The 14,239-nt window shown below is 64.1% G+C and carries 14 protein-coding genes; 1 reads left to right on the top strand and 13 read right to left on the bottom strand.

Features of this window, described 5'->3' with window-relative positions:
- Positions 1–26: 26 nt before the first annotated feature.
- Entirely contained in the window at positions 27–470 is a 444-nt protein-coding gene (locus ABIB00_RS26455; RefSeq protein ID WP_354106385.1) for a cyclic nucleotide-binding domain-containing protein, read from the top strand.
- A 54-nt stretch (positions 471–524) separates the two neighbouring features.
- On the opposite strand, the gene xth is transcribed toward ABIB00_RS26455, so the two are convergent.
- The 13 genes from xth to ABIB00_RS26390 all read right to left on the bottom strand — a co-directional run bounded on the left by xth (position 525) and on the right by ABIB00_RS26390 (position 14,103).
- Entirely contained in the window at positions 525–1,340 is an 816-nt protein-coding gene (gene xth / locus ABIB00_RS26450) for an exodeoxyribonuclease III (RefSeq protein ID WP_354106384.1), read from the bottom strand.
- A 130-nt stretch (positions 1,341–1,470) separates the two neighbouring features.
- On the bottom strand, positions 1,471–2,226 hold the full coding sequence (locus ABIB00_RS26445) for an outer membrane lipoprotein carrier protein LolA (RefSeq protein WP_247352892.1): 756 nt from the start codon (positions 2,224–2,226) through the stop codon (positions 1,471–1,473).
- Positions 2,227–2,378: 152 nt separating this feature from the next.
- Positions 2,379–4,853 carry a DNA translocase FtsK gene (locus ABIB00_RS26440; RefSeq protein ID WP_354106383.1) on the bottom strand — a complete coding sequence of 825 codons (2,475 nt, stop codon included), beginning with the start codon at positions 4,851–4,853 and terminating at the stop codon, positions 2,379–2,381.
- Between the two features lie 9 nt (positions 4,854–4,862).
- Positions 4,863–6,077 carry an aminotransferase class I/II-fold pyridoxal phosphate-dependent enzyme gene (locus tag ABIB00_RS26435; protein ID WP_354106382.1) on the bottom strand — a complete coding sequence of 405 codons (1,215 nt, stop codon included), beginning with the start codon at positions 6,075–6,077 and terminating at the stop codon, positions 4,863–4,865.
- Between the two features lie 231 nt (positions 6,078–6,308).
- Entirely contained in the window at positions 6,309–6,713 is a 405-nt protein-coding gene (locus tag ABIB00_RS26430; RefSeq protein ID WP_247352536.1) for a GFA family protein, read from the bottom strand.
- A 118-nt stretch (positions 6,714–6,831) separates the two neighbouring features.
- A complete protein-coding gene (locus ABIB00_RS26425) occupies positions 6,832–8,430 on the bottom strand; it encodes a caspase family protein (protein WP_354106381.1) in 1,599 nt (532 codons plus the stop codon).
- 193 nt (positions 8,431–8,623) lie between these two features.
- Positions 8,624–10,072 (bottom strand): ammonium transporter, encoded by a 1,449-nt coding sequence (locus tag ABIB00_RS26420; protein WP_354106380.1) that lies wholly within the window; start codon positions 10,070–10,072, stop codon positions 8,624–8,626.
- A gap of 37 nt (positions 10,073–10,109) precedes the next feature.
- Positions 10,110–10,448 carry a P-II family nitrogen regulator gene (locus ABIB00_RS26415; protein ID WP_008142813.1) on the bottom strand — a complete coding sequence of 113 codons (339 nt, stop codon included), beginning with the start codon at positions 10,446–10,448 and terminating at the stop codon, positions 10,110–10,112.
- 431 nt (positions 10,449–10,879) lie between these two features.
- Positions 10,880–11,482 carry an ATP-dependent Clp protease proteolytic subunit gene (locus ABIB00_RS26410; protein ID WP_354106379.1) on the bottom strand — a complete coding sequence of 201 codons (603 nt, stop codon included), beginning with the start codon at positions 11,480–11,482 and terminating at the stop codon, positions 10,880–10,882.
- Positions 11,483–11,523: 41 nt separating this feature from the next.
- A complete protein-coding gene (locus tag ABIB00_RS26405) occupies positions 11,524–11,877 on the bottom strand; it encodes an SRPBCC family protein (protein WP_354106378.1) in 354 nt (117 codons plus the stop codon).
- Positions 11,874–12,188: an ArsR/SmtB family transcription factor gene (locus ABIB00_RS26400; protein ID WP_354106377.1), complete on the bottom strand. Its 315-nt coding sequence runs from the start codon at positions 12,186–12,188 to the stop codon at positions 11,874–11,876. Before ABIB00_RS26400 ends, ABIB00_RS26405 begins: the two co-directional genes overlap by 4 nt.
- 43 nt (positions 12,189–12,231) lie before the next feature.
- Entirely contained in the window at positions 12,232–13,533 is a 1,302-nt protein-coding gene (locus ABIB00_RS26395; protein ID WP_247447904.1) for an ammonium transporter, read from the bottom strand.
- A 231-nt stretch (positions 13,534–13,764) separates the two neighbouring features.
- Positions 13,765–14,103 (bottom strand): P-II family nitrogen regulator, encoded by a 339-nt coding sequence (locus ABIB00_RS26390; RefSeq protein ID WP_007604102.1) that lies wholly within the window; start codon positions 14,101–14,103, stop codon positions 13,765–13,767.
- Between the last annotated feature and the right edge of the window lie 136 nt (positions 14,104–14,239).

Genomic DNA, 14,239 nt, shown 5'->3' with positions numbered 1-14,239 from the left:
CGCGTGCCTTTGAGCCTCGGACCTGAATGTCAATCGACGACGATGTAGCGCTTCTCGAGCGTGTCCCGACACTGCGCCTGTTGGGAGACGCTTCGTTGCGCATGCTGGCGATCGGCTCCGAGCAGCGTGACTTCGTCCGCGGCGACGTCCTGTTCAATCTCGGCGACGATGCCGATGCCGGCTTCGTGGTCCAGCGCGGCGCCTTCCGGGTCGACGACGGTGCCGGCGCGGAGATGATCGCAGGTCCCGGTGCTCTGATCGGCGAGCTGGCGCTGGTGGTGCCGATGAAGCGTCCGTCGAGCGCGATCGCACTGGAGCACGCCTCCGTCATCCGCGTCGCGCGCAGCCTGTTTCAGCGCGTGCTCGAGAGCGACCCTGCCGCCGCCGTCCGCCTTCGCGACGAATTCGCGGTTCGCTCCAGCCAGATCGCCAGCGATATCCTGATGGCGGGCGCGAAGCTGACGTCGTAGTCCTGAGAAGCATCCGTAGCCCGGATTTCGCTGCGCTCCATCAGGGCTGCAAGATCACACCTCCAGCGTCACCGTGACCGGCACATGGTCCGACGGCCGCTCCCAGCTCCGCGCATCGCGAAGAATCTTGAAATCGCTGACCGCATCCCTCAGCGCGCGCGAGACCCAGATGTGGTCGAGCCTGCGGCCACGGTCGCCGACGGTCCAGTCCGCGGAGCGGTAGCTCCACCACGTGTAGACCTTCTCCGACATCGGAATGCGCTCGCGCGCGATGTCGACCCACTCGCCGGCTGCGAGCGCGGCTTGCAGCTTCTCGGTTTCGACAGGCGTATGCGAGACCACTTTCAGAAGCTGCTTGTGCGACCAGACGTCGTTCTCATGCGGCGCGACGTTGAGATCGCCGACCAGAATGTGGCGATCCTCGCCGCGCGGATGCAGCGGCTCGCACGCCTTCATCTCGTCGAGGAAGCGGAGTTTGTGATCGAATTTCTCGTTCAGCGCGGGATCGGGAATGTCACCGCCGGCCGGCACGTAGAAATTATGCACCACCAGGGGCTTTGCGATCCCGGCCTTCTCTCCGAACGACACCGAGATGTGGCGTGAATCCACCTTGTCGCAGAAGGTGCGGATGTCCTTCGACTCGAACGGAATCCTCGAGACGATGGCGACGCCGTGATAGCCCTTCTGCCCGTTCAGCGCGACGTGCTCATAGCCGAGCCGCTTGAAGCGCTTCAACGGAAAAGCGTCATCGATGCACTTGGTTTCCTGGAGACACAGCACGTCCGGTCGCGCGCTCTTGAGAAATTTCGCGACCAGATCGATGCGCAGCCGCACCGAATTGATGTTCCAGGTTGTCAGGGAAAAACGCATGAGATTGATCTAACAAACTCCATCCGTCCTGACCGGGCTTGACCCGGCCATCCACGCCTTTTTGTAGGTCCAGAACGTGGATGCCCGGGACAAGCCCGGGCGTGACGATCGTCGGAGCAGCCAGCAGGTCTCAGCCCGGCGCGGGGCCGTAATTGGTGAAGTCGATCTTGAACATGCCGGGATCGAGCTTCTTGCTCGTGTCGAGATTGTAGACCGCGATCGTGGTGTCGTAGCCTTGCGGGTCGGTGACGGTCCATTGCTTCAACTGGCCGTCCTTGGCGCCGAACATCAGCATCAGGCGGCTGGTGCCGACCAGCGCCTGCTTCTCCTCGATGGTGACGCTGACGAAGACGTCGTCGGCCGAGACGTTGACGACGTTGGTGTCCTTCATCAGGTCGATGCGGTCGGACAGCAGGAATCGCAGCGGCGTCTGCGACAGCGGATAGACGTCCTGCGTCGCGAGCTTGCGGTCGCGCACCACCAGCGACGATCCGTCGGCGACGATGTCGATCGGGCTCGGCGCGTCATATTCGAAGCGCACCTTGCCCGGCTTCTGGATGTAGAAGTCGCCTTGCGTCTTGCTGCCGTCGGGGCCGACCTGAACGAAATTCCCGACCAGCGTCGACAACGACGACAGGTAGGCGCTGACCTTGGCGGCCTGGGCCTTCTGATTGGCATCGAAGGTCTGGAAGATGCTGCTCGGCACGTTGCGGCGCGGATCCGGAATCACCGGATTCGGCGGTGTCTGAGTCGCGCCGGTGATCGACGGGCCCCCGGCAGTGGCACCGCCATCGCGGCCCTTCGGCGCGGGCTTCGGCACGGGAACGGTCTGCGCGAACGACGTCGCGGTCACCATCGCGGCGGTGACGAGAAGCACGCCGGCCATGCGCGCGCTTCGCGCAGCGACGATGGCAGCGAATCGAATGTCCGGATGTCTGATCAACGCGTCGTCCTGTGTGGCTGGGCGCCCTTTTAGCGTGATTTCGGCCAAAAGCAGATAACGTTTTTGCGTGAAATGGTCGTCTGAGGCGGCTCGCCTCACATATGGCTGTCTTCTTCCTCGACCAGAATCTCGCGCTTGCCGGCGTGGTTGGCGGGTCCGACGATGCCTTCCAGTTCCATGCGCTCCATCAGCGATGCGGCCCGGTTATAGCCGATTTGCAGGCGGCGCTGGATGTAGCTGGTCGAGGCCTTGCGGTCGCGTTTGACGATGGCAACGGCCTGCGAGAACAGATCGCCGCCGCCGTCCGCACCCATGCCGGAGGCGTCGAACACCGCGCCATCCTCGTCCTCAGTGGGCTCTTCGGCGGTAACGGCTTCGAGATATTCCGGCTGGCCCTGCGTTTTGAGGTGGCGCACCACCTTCTCGACTTCCTCGTCCGACGCGAAAGGTCCGTGCACGCGGCTGATGCGACCGCCGCCGGCCATGTAGAGCATGTCGCCCTGGCCGAGCAGCTGCTCGGCTCCCATCTCGCCCAAAATGGTGCGGCTGTCGATCTTGGACGTCACCTGGAAGGCGATGCGGGTCGGGAAGTTCGCCTTGATGGTGCCGGTGATGACGTCGACCGACGGCCGCTGGGTCGCGAGGATCACGTGCAGGCCGGCGGCGCGCGCCATCTGCGCGAGGCGCTGCACCGCGCCTTCGATGTCCTTGCCGGCAACCATCATCAGATCGGCCATTTCGTCGACGATGATGACGATGTAGGGCAACGGGTCGAGCGAGAGTTTCTCTTCCTCGTAGATCGCCTTGCCGGTCTCCTTGTCGAAGCCGGTGTGCACCGTGCGGGTGGGCTCTTCGCCCTTGGCCTTCAATTCGAGCAGGCGCGTGTTGTAGCCGTCGATGTTGCGCACACCGAGTTTGGCCATGTTCTTGTAGCGCTCTTCCATCTCGCGCACGGCCCATTTCAGCGCGACCACCGCCTTCTTCGGGTCGGTCACGACCGGCGTGAGCAGGTGTGGAATGCCGTCATAGACGGAGAGTTCGAGCATCTTCGGATCGACCATGATCAGTCGGCACTGGTCCGGGCGCAGCCGATAGACCAGGCTGAGGATCATGGTGTTGATGGCGACCGACTTGCCCGAGCCGGTGGTGCCGGCGATCAGCATGTGTGGCGTGCGTGCGAGGTCGATGATGACGGGGTCGCCGCCGATGGTCTTGCCGAGGCAGAGCGGCAGCTTCGCAACCGAATCGACTGTCTCCTTGGCCACCAGCAGCTCGCGCAAATAGACTTTTTCGCGATGCGCGTTCGGCAGCTCGATACCGATGGCATTGCGGCCCGGCACGACGGCGACACGCGCCGACAGCGCGCTCATCGAACGGGCGATGTCGTCGGCCAAGCCGATCACGCGCGACGACTTGATGCCCGGCGCCGGCTCCAGCTCATACAGCGTGACGACGGGACCCGGATTGGCTTTCGCGATATCGCCGCGCACGCCGAAATCCTGCAGCACGCCTTCGAGCGCGCGCGAATTGGCCTCCAGCTCGGCCTTGCTGAGCGGCTGGCGATCGCCGGCCTTGGGGGCGGCCAGCACGGACACGGACGGAAGCTCGAACTTGTCGGAGGATTTCCTGGAAGCGGCCTTCGGCGCAGCCTTTTTGCGCGGGGCGCGCGCGGCCGGCTCCTCCTCTTCTTCCTCCTCGTCCTCTTCTTCGTGATCGTCCTCGTCGTGCTCGTCTTCGGACTGCGGCGAGATCGACGGTGCGGCGCGGCCGCCACCGAGATTCGGCTCATGGCGGCTGAACGCAACGGCCTTGGTCTTCGGTCCGCTCGAGACCAGCGAGCGGTAGGCGGCGCCGAGCAACCAGATCAGCCGTGCCTTCGTGCTCATCAATGCGTGGAACAGCCAGCCCAGCGACACCGAACCGCGATCGCTGTCCTCGTCCTGGTCGAGCGGCTTGTCATTGTCCTCGATCTCCGCGAGCTCGTCATCATGCTCGCGCGCGCCGAGGCCGCAGGCGATCAGGAAGGTCGCCGCCATCGCGGCGAACAGGATCGTGCCCAGCACCATGCGATAGATCGTGCCCGGCGGTCCGAAAATCACCGCGGGCGCGCGCACCAGGGCATCGCCGACCACGCCGCCGAGGCCGGTCGGCAGCGGCCAGGCGCCGCCATGCGGCCAGCAGCTGACGAAGCCTGCCGCGATCACCGTGCAGAGAATCCAGGAGCCGAGCCGCAGCGCCTCGCGGTCGAACGGACGATGGGTCAGCATGCGCCAGCCCCAGACCGCGACGGTCAGGACCAGCATGATCGCGCCGAGCCCGAGGATCTGCATCGCAAGGTCGGCGCCGATCGCGCCGGCATAGCCGAGAATGTTGCGGATCGGCCGCGAGGTCGCGTGGCTGAGGCTCGGATCCTGCACCGACCAGGTCATCATCGCCGCCGAGGCGACGCCCGACAAGGTGATCAGGCCGAGACCGCTGAGCTCGCGCACACGCCGCGCCAGCCCCTCGCGGATCGAGGGCGGCAGATGGCCGACCAAGGGAATGACACGTTCGATTGCCGACATGCTCATGGGCCCCGCCTAACCCAGAGTCTCGACCAGACGGTGCAGAGCCTGCGCCGTGGTCTCGCCATCCTGCACCAGTGCGAGGCGAATGTAGCCTGCCCCGGGATTGAAGCCGTCGGGCTGGAGCCGCGCCAGATAGCTGCCGGGCACCACGCGCACGCCTGCTTCCGTGAAGAGTTTTAGACACACAGACACGTCGTCGCCGATTTCGGACGTGTTGAGCCAGACGCAGAAGCCGGCATCGGGCCTGCGATAATCGTAACGATTGCCGATGATCTGGTCGGCGAGATCGAACTTGATCCGGTAGAGCCTGCGATTCTCCTCGACATGCGCCTCGTCGCCGTAAGCAACTGTCGCGACATGCTGGAGCGGAACCGGCACCTGCGGCGCCGCAATGTTGCGCAGCTCGAGGAACATGCCGATGAATTTTTTGTCGCCGGCGGCAAAACCGACGCGCATGCCCGGCAGGTTGGAGCGCTTCGACAGCGACTGGAACGCAACCACGCGGGTGAAGTCGGGGCCGGCGCATTCCAGCGCACTGCCCGGCGCCTCGCGGGTGTAGATTTCGGAATAGCACTCGTCGCTGAGGATCACGAAGCCGTAGCGATCGGCGAGGCTCTTCAGGCGCGTGAAATAATCGCGCGACGCGACCGAGCCCTGCGGATTGGCGGGTGACGCCAGATAGAACGCCACCGTGCGCGCCAGCGTCGCCTCGTCGATCGCGTCGAGATCGGGCAGAAAACCGTTCTCGACCGTGGTCGGCAGAAAGATTGGCTCGCAAGCGGCGGCGCCGGCGCCCGCGCCATAGACCGGATAGAACGGGTTCGGCATCAGGATGGCGGGTTTGCCGGGACGCGGGCCGAGATAGCGCGCGGCCGCGATCGCGGCGAGGAACAGCCCCTCGCGGCTGCCATTGAGGACGAGAATCTCGCTCTCTGGGTCGAGCGGCCGCGGCAGCTTGAAGCGCGACGACAGCCAGGCGCCCGCCGCCTTGCGGAACGGGTCGGTTCCCTTGTTCGCGGGGTAACGGCCGAAATCGGCGATGTGCTTGGTCAGCACCGGGCCGACGAAGTCCGGCACCGGATGCTGCGGTTCGCCGACCGCAAGCGAAATCAAGGGCTTGCCGGGTTGATGCGGCGCCAGCAGCTCGTTCAGCCGGACGAAGGGCGAGCGTTCGGTATCGGAGCTTCCACCGGCCTGCGGCGCGCGGGATGAAGCGGTCATAGCCATTCTGGGCGCCAGCACTCTTGGAACAGCCGGTCGCATGGATACGCCGGCGGGGAAGCGGTTCAGTTCACCATAGATAGGGCGAGGTTAAGACGCGATTAACCATCGGTCGCCGCCTCGGTCCAGAGCCGGAATAATGAGGCCGGATAACAACGGGATGCATGGCCGCGCGCTGGCACTGACCGCGGCAAAGCAACCGATGTGCCCCCGACCTCTAGCGACCCCGGAAGGCGCCTAATGCCCCGGCAGCTTCTCGAATGTCGCCATGCCCGCGGGGATCGCGTGAAACTCCTGCTTGTCGCAGGTGTAGATCGCCATCTGCGGATGGAACTGTTTTGGCTCGTCCAGCGTACCGACCTTCACGATCGTCGCCGGCAGTCCCGGCACTTTCGTCACCAGATGCGTGCCGCATTCCGCGCAGAATTCGCGCGTGACGGCGCGCTCGAGGTCCTTGCGCGTGAACTGCTTGGGCTGTCCGGTGATGTAGCTGAAGCCGGCCGCCGGCATCGCGATGAAGGTGTTGGGCGCGCCGCCCGAGATGTACTGGCACTCGCGGCAATGACACTGGGCCTGCATCATCGGGTCGCCCTCGGCGACATAGCGCACTTCGCCGCAATAGCATCTGCCTTCCAAACGCATGACGACCTCCCGATTGTTGTTTCTTGTGGTTGATATTTCTGCGCCGGCTGCCTGGAATGGCAATCTTTTTCTTTCGCCTGGACGGACCAAGACAGACCGCCTGCAGCCGGTTCGTGCACTATCTCTTGGCAAGTCCGCAGCCGTTGAATCCCCGGCCGCGCCAGCACCCGCTGCTCATGCACTCGGCTTCCAGCCGTGGACAAGCGGTTGAAGCGCAATCCGCGCGGCCGCCCATACTGACGCATGCCGTGGCGCACCTGCTTCGCATGAACGAACAGCTCATGCCACTTCCGGTCTGCCGCGGTTGCCCTGCTCCGGCCTGATCTGGCGGCAGCACGGCCGTCTTGTCCCCGCGCTTGGGCGCCCGCTTCGAATCAGGTTGGCCCGGACTTGCAGCGGGGCTCTGTGTCGTCAGCTTGGAGAGTTCCATCCGACACGGTCGGCTGGTCTCGGTGCGGACGCCGGCGCCGGTGGTTCCTTTCAGCTCGAGTGCGAGCTTGTACTGATAGGGCGCGCCGGCGGTGCGGCGCAGCGGATCATTCTCGCCAATCAGCCCGCTGACGGTGACCGTCGCGCTGCCGTCCGCTTCGATCTTCCCGTCATAGATTGTCGCACCGGGCTTGCCCTCTTCCCCGGAGAGAGTGTGCAGCACGCCATCCTTGACGCGCAGCGCATACTGGAAATAGGCCTCGGGAAATGGAGGCTTGTTGTCGCAAGTCTCCTTCGCGATCCAGGTTCCATCGAACGCGGTTACGTGCTTGGCGGCGTCCGCTGGTTTCGCCAAGGTCTCGATGCGTGATTTCGCCAGATCTGCGAAGGCGCAGGCCGGGAATCGTACGAGGTGATCCTTGAATGCCGCGAGCGTTCCCAGCGCTTCCGCGCTGCGCCAATGGTCTCCGGCCTCCGCGCAGGGATCGACCTGGGGCGTCGCAGGCGACAACGCCGCCGTCTCGGGCTTGCCGTTCAGGTAGAACTCGCCGAAGAACGACAGCGACAGCTCCGGCACTTGCGAGCCTTTGGAGCGCTGGTAGACGCCGGCGCTGATCGTCTGAAATACCGTGTTGACGTTGCCCTTGTCGCCGATGTGCTCCAGGAACGCGCTGGTATACGGGCTGTTGCGGCCGCTGCCGTCGTCGGCGGTCCGGCCGGCCTGTGTTGCATAGGAAATGATGGTGCCCTCGGGACTTTCCATCTTGGCGAGGCCGCGTGAGACGGTGACGCCGCGGCCCTGTCCGACGTTTCGCCGCAACTCGTCGGCAAATGGATTGTCGCGGCAGGCGTCGAGCACGAGGATGCGCAGGTTCTTGGCCTGCTGCAGATCCGCCAGGATCTCGTCTGCACGTACCAGGCGGCGCAGATCGACCTCGTCGCGAACGACGGCATCGACAGGCACCAGATAGTTGACGCCGGCGAACTGGAGCGCGTGCCCGCTGTAGTAGAACAGGGCGACATCGGCGCCGCGGGCCTCACGCGCGAAGCGAAGAACGGTCTCCTGCATGGCGGCCTGATCGAGATCGGTCGCGATGAGAGGATCGAATCCCGATCGCTTCAAGGCCGCTCCAACGTCGGCTGCATCATTGGTCGGATTGGGCAGCGCGGGAACGTTCCTGTAGGCGCTGTTTCCGATCACCAGCGCGACGCGCTTATCGGCCTGGGCTTCCAAAACGGACAGGACGAGCAGCCATGAACAGAATGCGAGGCGAATGAACAGGCGCATGAGATAAGCCCCAATCCGCCCATGATATTCCTCAACGCCGATACAAAGCAATTTGTGCGGGCCTCCGCGAGGACAAAAAGAAAGGGGCTCCAACTTGCGCTGGAGCCCCTCAACGGTCGGGACATTGCCGGGTATGTGCCCCGAACCGTAGTTGTGGGCGCGGCCCCCGAGGACGCCGCGCCCGGGAGGAGACTTACATGTTGTAAGCGCGCTCGGTGTGCTCGGTGATGTCGAGGCCTTCCCGCTCGCTCTCGACATTGGCGCGGAGGCCAACGATCACATCGACGACCTTGTAGAGGATCGCCGAACCGATGCCCGACCACACCAACGTGGTGCCGACGGCCTTGAACTGGGCGATCATCTGTACTGCGAAGTCGTAATCGGCCACCTTCGGCGGGATCGCGGTGTAGTCCATGATCCCGGCGCCGCCGAGAGCAGGATTGACCAGGATGCCGGTGCCGAGGGCGCCGACGATGCCGCCGACGCAGTGCACGCCGAACACGTCGAGCGAGTCATCGTAGCCGAGCGCGTTCTTTACGACGGTGCAGAAGAACAGGCAGACCACGCCGACCACGAGGCCGAGGACGATCGCACCCATCACGCCGGAGAAGCCGGCGGCAGGCGTGACGGCCACGAGACCCGCGACAGCGCCGGAGATGACGCCGAGCACCGACGGGTGACCCTTGATGATCCACTCCGCGAACATCCACGACAGCGCGGCGGCTGCAGTAGCGACGAAGGAGTTGGTCATGGCGAGGGCTGCGCCGCCGTTGGCTTCGAGGTTGGAGCCGGCGTTGAAGCCGAACCAGCCGACCCAGAGCAGCGAGGCGCCGATCATCGACATGGTCAGCGAGTGCGGGGCCATCAGCTCCTTGCCGTAACCGACGCGCTTGCCGATCAGCAGAGCGCCGACGAGCCCTGCGATGCCGGCGTTGATGTGCACCACGGTGCCGCCTGCGAAGTCGATCGCGCCCGCCTTGAAGATCCAGCCGGCGTCGGCGTTGATCTCGTCGAGCTTGGCCTGCGCCGCGGTCTTGGCCGCCGCGTCAGTGGCAGCAGCGAGCGCCTTGGCTGCGTCCTGGATCATGTCCGGGCCGGGCCAGTACCAGACCATGTGCGCGATCGGGAAGTAGATCAGCGTCACCCAGAGCGGGATGAAGAGCGCGATCGCAGCGAACTTCATGCGCTCGGCGAAGGCGCCGACGATCAGGGCGGGCGTGATCGCCGCGAAGGTCATCTGGAAGCACATATAGATGAGCTCCGAGATGTTGGCGTCGACCGAGAAGGTCGCAGCCTTCGAATCGGTGGTGACGCCCATCATGAAGGCCTTGGAGAAGCCACCGATGAAGTCGGAGCCGCCGGTGAAGGTGAGGCTGTAGCCGTACACAGCCCAGATCACGGTGACGACGCAGACGGTGTAGAACACCTGCATCAGGACGGAGAGCATGTTCTTGGAGCGGACGAGGCCGCCGTAGAACAGCGCGAGGCCGGGGATCGTCATCAACAGCACGAGCACTGTCGATGTCAGCATCCAGGCGTTGTCTCCCTTGTTGACCGTTGGCTCGGCATAGGCCGCGGTCGCAGCGAACATGCCGACTGCGAGAGCCGCCAATCCCGCGCCGTAGGGACGCTTAAACGTCATTGTATTCACTCCTGATTGGTAAAGGTTGAGCGCGAAATCAGAGGGCCGCTGCATCGGCCTCGCCGGTGCGGATCCGAACCGCATGGTCGAGATTGATGACGAAGATCTTGCCGTCGCCGATCTGTCCGGTTTTCGCGGCGGACGTGATGGCATCGATGGTCTTGTCGACCTGGTCGGAGGCGACAGCGACCTCGATCTTGATCTTGGGCAGGAAGCTCACGGCATATTCGGCGCCGCGATAGATTTCCGTATGGCCCTTCTGGCGGCCATACCCCTTGACTTCCGTCACCGTGAGACCGTGAACGCCGATGGCGGTCAGGGCGTCACGGACTTCTTCCAGCTTGAATGGCTTGATAATCGCCATAACAATTTTCATGGGTCCTATCCCCGCTTGGCCCGGTCCGGACATGGCCGGGCGTTTCTCGACTGGTTCGCCACGAGGGAGAAAGTTCACTACGCGGGCACAGCCAGGACCCATAGAATCAAATGCCGTGCCAGATCGGGCGCGTTGGCTAACGGACTATGAAAACGGGTGTTTTCGCGTTTGGCGCGTATCGCGCTGCAGTGCGCTATTACGTCGCGCTCAATACCTGATCATGCCTGATTAAAATAAAGGCACGACAGGCTGCCGACACAATGGTGCTCACGCGTCGGGCAGCAGAAAGGTAATTTAGTAAGGCGGAGCCTGTTGCAGGGCTTCTCGTGCTGCGAAATATCGGGCCCCTCGCACTTGTGCTCACGGGAAACGCAACCGGCCAACCAGCTTGGGCGGGTCGAGGCTTGCCGGACGGTAGCCGGCAGAGACCATCAGGCGGCGTCGCGCTCTGCAAAAACCCTATCGATCAGTCCCCAGTCGACCGCCTGCTGTGCGGTCATGAAGTGGTCGCGGTCCAGGGTGCGTTCCACGTCCTGCTCAGGGCGCCCGCAATGCTGCGCATAGAGCCGGATGATGCGCCGCTTGGTTTCCTGCATTTCGTTGGCGTGGATCAGGATGTCGGACGCCTGGCCCTGAAAGCCGCCGAGCGGCTGATGCACGTGGAGGCTTGCATTGGGCAGCGCGGCGCGGTGACCGGGTTCGCCGGCCATCAGCAGGAACGAGCTCATGGAGCGCGCGGTGCCCATGCACAGCGTGTGGACCGGCGCCTTGATGAACTGCATGGTGTCGTACATCGCGAGGCCGCTGGTGACCACGCCGCCATAGGAATTGATGTAGAGATTGATCGGCTTGTTCGGATTCTCCGCCTCCAGAAACAAGAGCTGCGCGCAGACCAGTCCGGACATCGCGTCATTGACCTCGCCGTTGAGGAAGATGATGCGCTCGCGCAGGAGCCGCGAATAGATGTCGAAAGATCGTTCGCCGCGGGCGGATTGTTCGACGACCATAGGGACGAGCTGAAGCATGTCGCGCATCGGCGACCTCCATTTCTGCAGGTGATGAAGTCTTTTTGCCGCTAGGCCGCGCGCATCAGACAGCAATTGGTATTGGCGGCCTGCGGCAGCTTTACGCGATCGTCGCAGGCTTGCTGGATGATGCGAACGCGGGTGCCACCAGCTTCGTTCGGTTCGATCCGGAAGATGACATGGCTTTCGCGAAACGGCGGTTCGGAATCGCGAAGCCGGTAGCGCACCTCTTCGCCCACGATCGATGATTCAGGCTCGGCGCCCACAACGTCGGAATCGGGTAGCCAGCGCTCGCGCAGGGCCGGAATGGTCACAGCGCGCCAGACCTTTGCCGGCGGCGCATCGAATTCATATTCGAGCACGAGCGCTGCGTCGGAGGGATCAGGCTTCACGGCGTCACTCATTGATCCATATCCTTCAAGAGATCGGCGAGGGCATCCATGCGTTTCGGCCAATAGGCGCGGTAGCGCGCAAGCCAGGCCCCGATAGCGACGATTCCTTCGGGATCGACTTCGTAATTCACAAAGCGGCCCTGGCGCTGTTCGCGCACCAAGCCTGCCCCGCGCAGCACCGCAAGATGCTGTGACATCGCCGGTTGGCTGATCTCCAATCCATTGCGCAAAGCGCTCGCATTCAGGCTTCCGCCGGCAAGCTTCTCAAAGACCTTGCGGCGGGTCGGGTCGGCCAGCGCCTTGAAGATATCGGCTTCGATCATGGCAACACATAAGCATACGCTTATGTGTTGCGCAAGCCCCCGATTACTGCAGCGCCTCGCCGTGCTGCGAAATGTCCAGTCCTTCGAGCTCGTGCTCGCGGGATACGCGCAAGGGCACGAACAGGCTGACCAGCTTGAGCAGGACAAAGCTCACACCCGCCGACCAGACGAAGGTGACGGCGACCCCACAGAGCTGGATCAGCAGCTGTTGCGGATGGCCTTCGAGCAGGCCGGCGGTGCCGCCGATCGCGCTGGTTGCGAACACGCCGGCCAGCAGGGTCCCGGTCATCCCGCCGATGCCGTGGACGCCGAACACGTCGAGCGAATCGTCATAGTCGAAGCGGTGCTTCAGCCAGGTGCAGGCCCAGTAGCAGACGAGGCCTGCGATCACGCCGATGACGATACCGTGCCAGGGCGCCACGAATCCCGATGCCGGCGTGATGGTGCCGAGGCCGGCCACCGCGCCTGAGATCATGCCGAGCACGGAAGGCTTGCGCCGCGTCGACCATTCGATCGCGGCCCAGGTCAGCGCACCGGAGCAGGCTGCGAGATGGGTCGCGATGATCGCCAGCACCGCGCGCGAATTGGCCGCGCCTGCCGAGCCACCGTTGAAGCCGAACCAGCCGACCCACAACAGGCCGGTGCCCATCACCGCAAGCGACAGATCGAACGGCGAAAGATTTTCGGTGCCGTAGCCATGGCGGCGTCCCATCACCTTCGCGGCGACGAGGCCAGCGGTGCCGGCCGACAGATGCACCACGAGGCCGCCGGCGAAATCCAGCACGCCCATGCCGGCGAGGAAGCCGCCGCCCCAGACCCAATGCGCCAGCGGAATGTAGACGAAGATGAACCAGGCGACGGAGAACAGCAGATAGGCGGAGAACCGCATCCGGTCGGCAACCGCGCCCGCGACCAGCGCCACCGTGATGATCGCAAACGTCATCTGGTACAGCATGAACAGCGCTTCCGGGATCGTCTTCGCCGCCGGGTTGACGCTGTCCATGGTCATGCCGGCGAGGAACCAGCGGTCGAGCGTGCCGATCCATGGGCCGTCGCCGACGAAGCACAGCGAATAGCCGAACGCGACCCAGAGAATGGAGATGATCGTCACCGCGGCGAGGCTTTGCGCCATGGTGGCGAGCACGTTCTTCTTGCGCACCATGCCGGAATAGAACAGCGCGAGCCCCGGGATCGTCATCATCAGCACCAGCGCGGTGGCGACGATCATCCAGGCGGTGTCGGCGGTGTTGATCTCGGAGCCTGCGGCGCGCGCCGGCGAAGCCATGATCGACACAAACCCGATCGGCGCGGCCATAGCAGCCGCGCGGCGCAACAATCCCGCCATGTCGATTTCCCCCAGCATAGTGATTGCGTCGCACGCTGTGGCGTCGTTGCCCGGTGCGATCTAGATAAGAGTTAGTCCCTGTCTCACCGCACTCCACCCTCATCCTGAGGAGCCCGCGACAAGCAGGCGTCTCGAAGGACGGCCGCGGGCGAGTGCCGGGCCTTCATGGTTCGCCCGGCGATGCAAAGCATCGTCCGGAAACGCGTTCCGCGCTCCTCACCCTGAGGGTCTTCAAAGCGCGTCGCTGTCGGTTTCGCCGGTGCGAATGCGGATCGCGTGATCGATCGGCGTGACGAAGATCTTGCCGTCGCCGATCTGGCCGGTGCGCGCCGTCGCGGTGATCACGGCGACGGCCTTCTCGGCGATATCGGAGGCCACCGCGATCTCGATCCGGAGCTTGGGCAGGAAGTTCACGACGTATTCGGCGCCGCGATAGATTTCGGTGTGGCCCTTCTGACGGCCATAGCCCTTCACCTCGGTCACGGTCATGCCGTGGACGCCGATCGCCGTCAGGGCCTGACGGACCTCATCGAGCTTGAAGGGTTTGATGATCGCGACGACGAGTTTCATGGTCAGGCCTATTCCCCGGGGATGCGCCGCGCCGTATGTCCCCGGCGCTGCGTCAATCTGGCATCTTTCCGGGCAAATGGCATAAAAAACTTGCAGATTGAAGCGGAAAAACGTGGAGCCATGTGAACGGCCGCCT

Source organism: Bradyrhizobium sp. LB14.3, assembly GCF_040547985.1.
GTDB lineage: Bacteria > Pseudomonadota > Alphaproteobacteria > Rhizobiales > Xanthobacteraceae > Bradyrhizobium.
Note: the sequence above shows the minus strand (reverse complement) of the source record. Positions and strands in the feature narration are given on the sequence as shown.

Excerpts from the sequence above, each read along its gene's own strand:
- ABIB00_RS26455 (WP_354106385.1), top strand. The coding sequence starts at position 27 with ATGTCAATCGACGACGATGTAGCGCTTCTCGAGCGTGTCCCGACACTG.
- xth (WP_354106384.1), bottom strand. The coding sequence starts at position 1,340 with ATGCGTTTTTCCCTGACAACCTGGAACATCAATTCGGTGCGGCTGCGC.
- ABIB00_RS26395 (WP_247447904.1), bottom strand. The coding sequence starts at position 13,533 with ATGGCGGGATTGTTGCGCCGCGCGGCTGCTATGGCCGCGCCGATCGGG.
- ABIB00_RS26410 (WP_354106379.1), bottom strand. The coding sequence starts at position 11,482 with ATGCGCGACATGCTTCAGCTCGTCCCTATGGTCGTCGAACAATCCGCC.
- ABIB00_RS26430 (WP_247352536.1), bottom strand. The coding sequence starts at position 6,713 with ATGCGTTTGGAAGGCAGATGCTATTGCGGCGAAGTGCGCTATGTCGCC.
- ABIB00_RS26400 (WP_354106377.1), bottom strand. The coding sequence starts at position 12,188 with ATGATCGAAGCCGATATCTTCAAGGCGCTGGCCGACCCGACCCGCCGC.
- ABIB00_RS26420 (WP_354106380.1), bottom strand. The coding sequence starts at position 10,072 with ATGACGTTTAAGCGTCCCTACGGCGCGGGATTGGCGGCTCTCGCAGTC.
- ABIB00_RS26415 (WP_008142813.1), bottom strand. The coding sequence starts at position 10,448 with ATGAAAATTGTTATGGCGATTATCAAGCCATTCAAGCTGGAAGAAGTC.
- ABIB00_RS26440 (WP_354106383.1), bottom strand. The coding sequence starts at position 4,853 with ATGAGCATGTCGGCAATCGAACGTGTCATTCCCTTGGTCGGCCATCTG.
- ABIB00_RS26435 (WP_354106382.1), bottom strand. The coding sequence starts at position 6,077 with ATGGCTATGACCGCTTCATCCCGCGCGCCGCAGGCCGGTGGAAGCTCC.
- ABIB00_RS26390 (WP_007604102.1), bottom strand. The coding sequence starts at position 14,103 with ATGAAACTCGTCGTCGCGATCATCAAACCCTTCAAGCTCGATGAGGTC.
- ABIB00_RS26445 (WP_247352892.1), bottom strand. The coding sequence starts at position 2,226 with ATGGCCGGCGTGCTTCTCGTCACCGCCGCGATGGTGACCGCGACGTCG.
- ABIB00_RS26425 (WP_354106381.1), bottom strand. The coding sequence starts at position 8,430 with ATGCGCCTGTTCATTCGCCTCGCATTCTGTTCATGGCTGCTCGTCCTG.
- ABIB00_RS26405 (WP_354106378.1), bottom strand. The coding sequence starts at position 11,877 with ATGAGTGACGCCGTGAAGCCTGATCCCTCCGACGCAGCGCTCGTGCTC.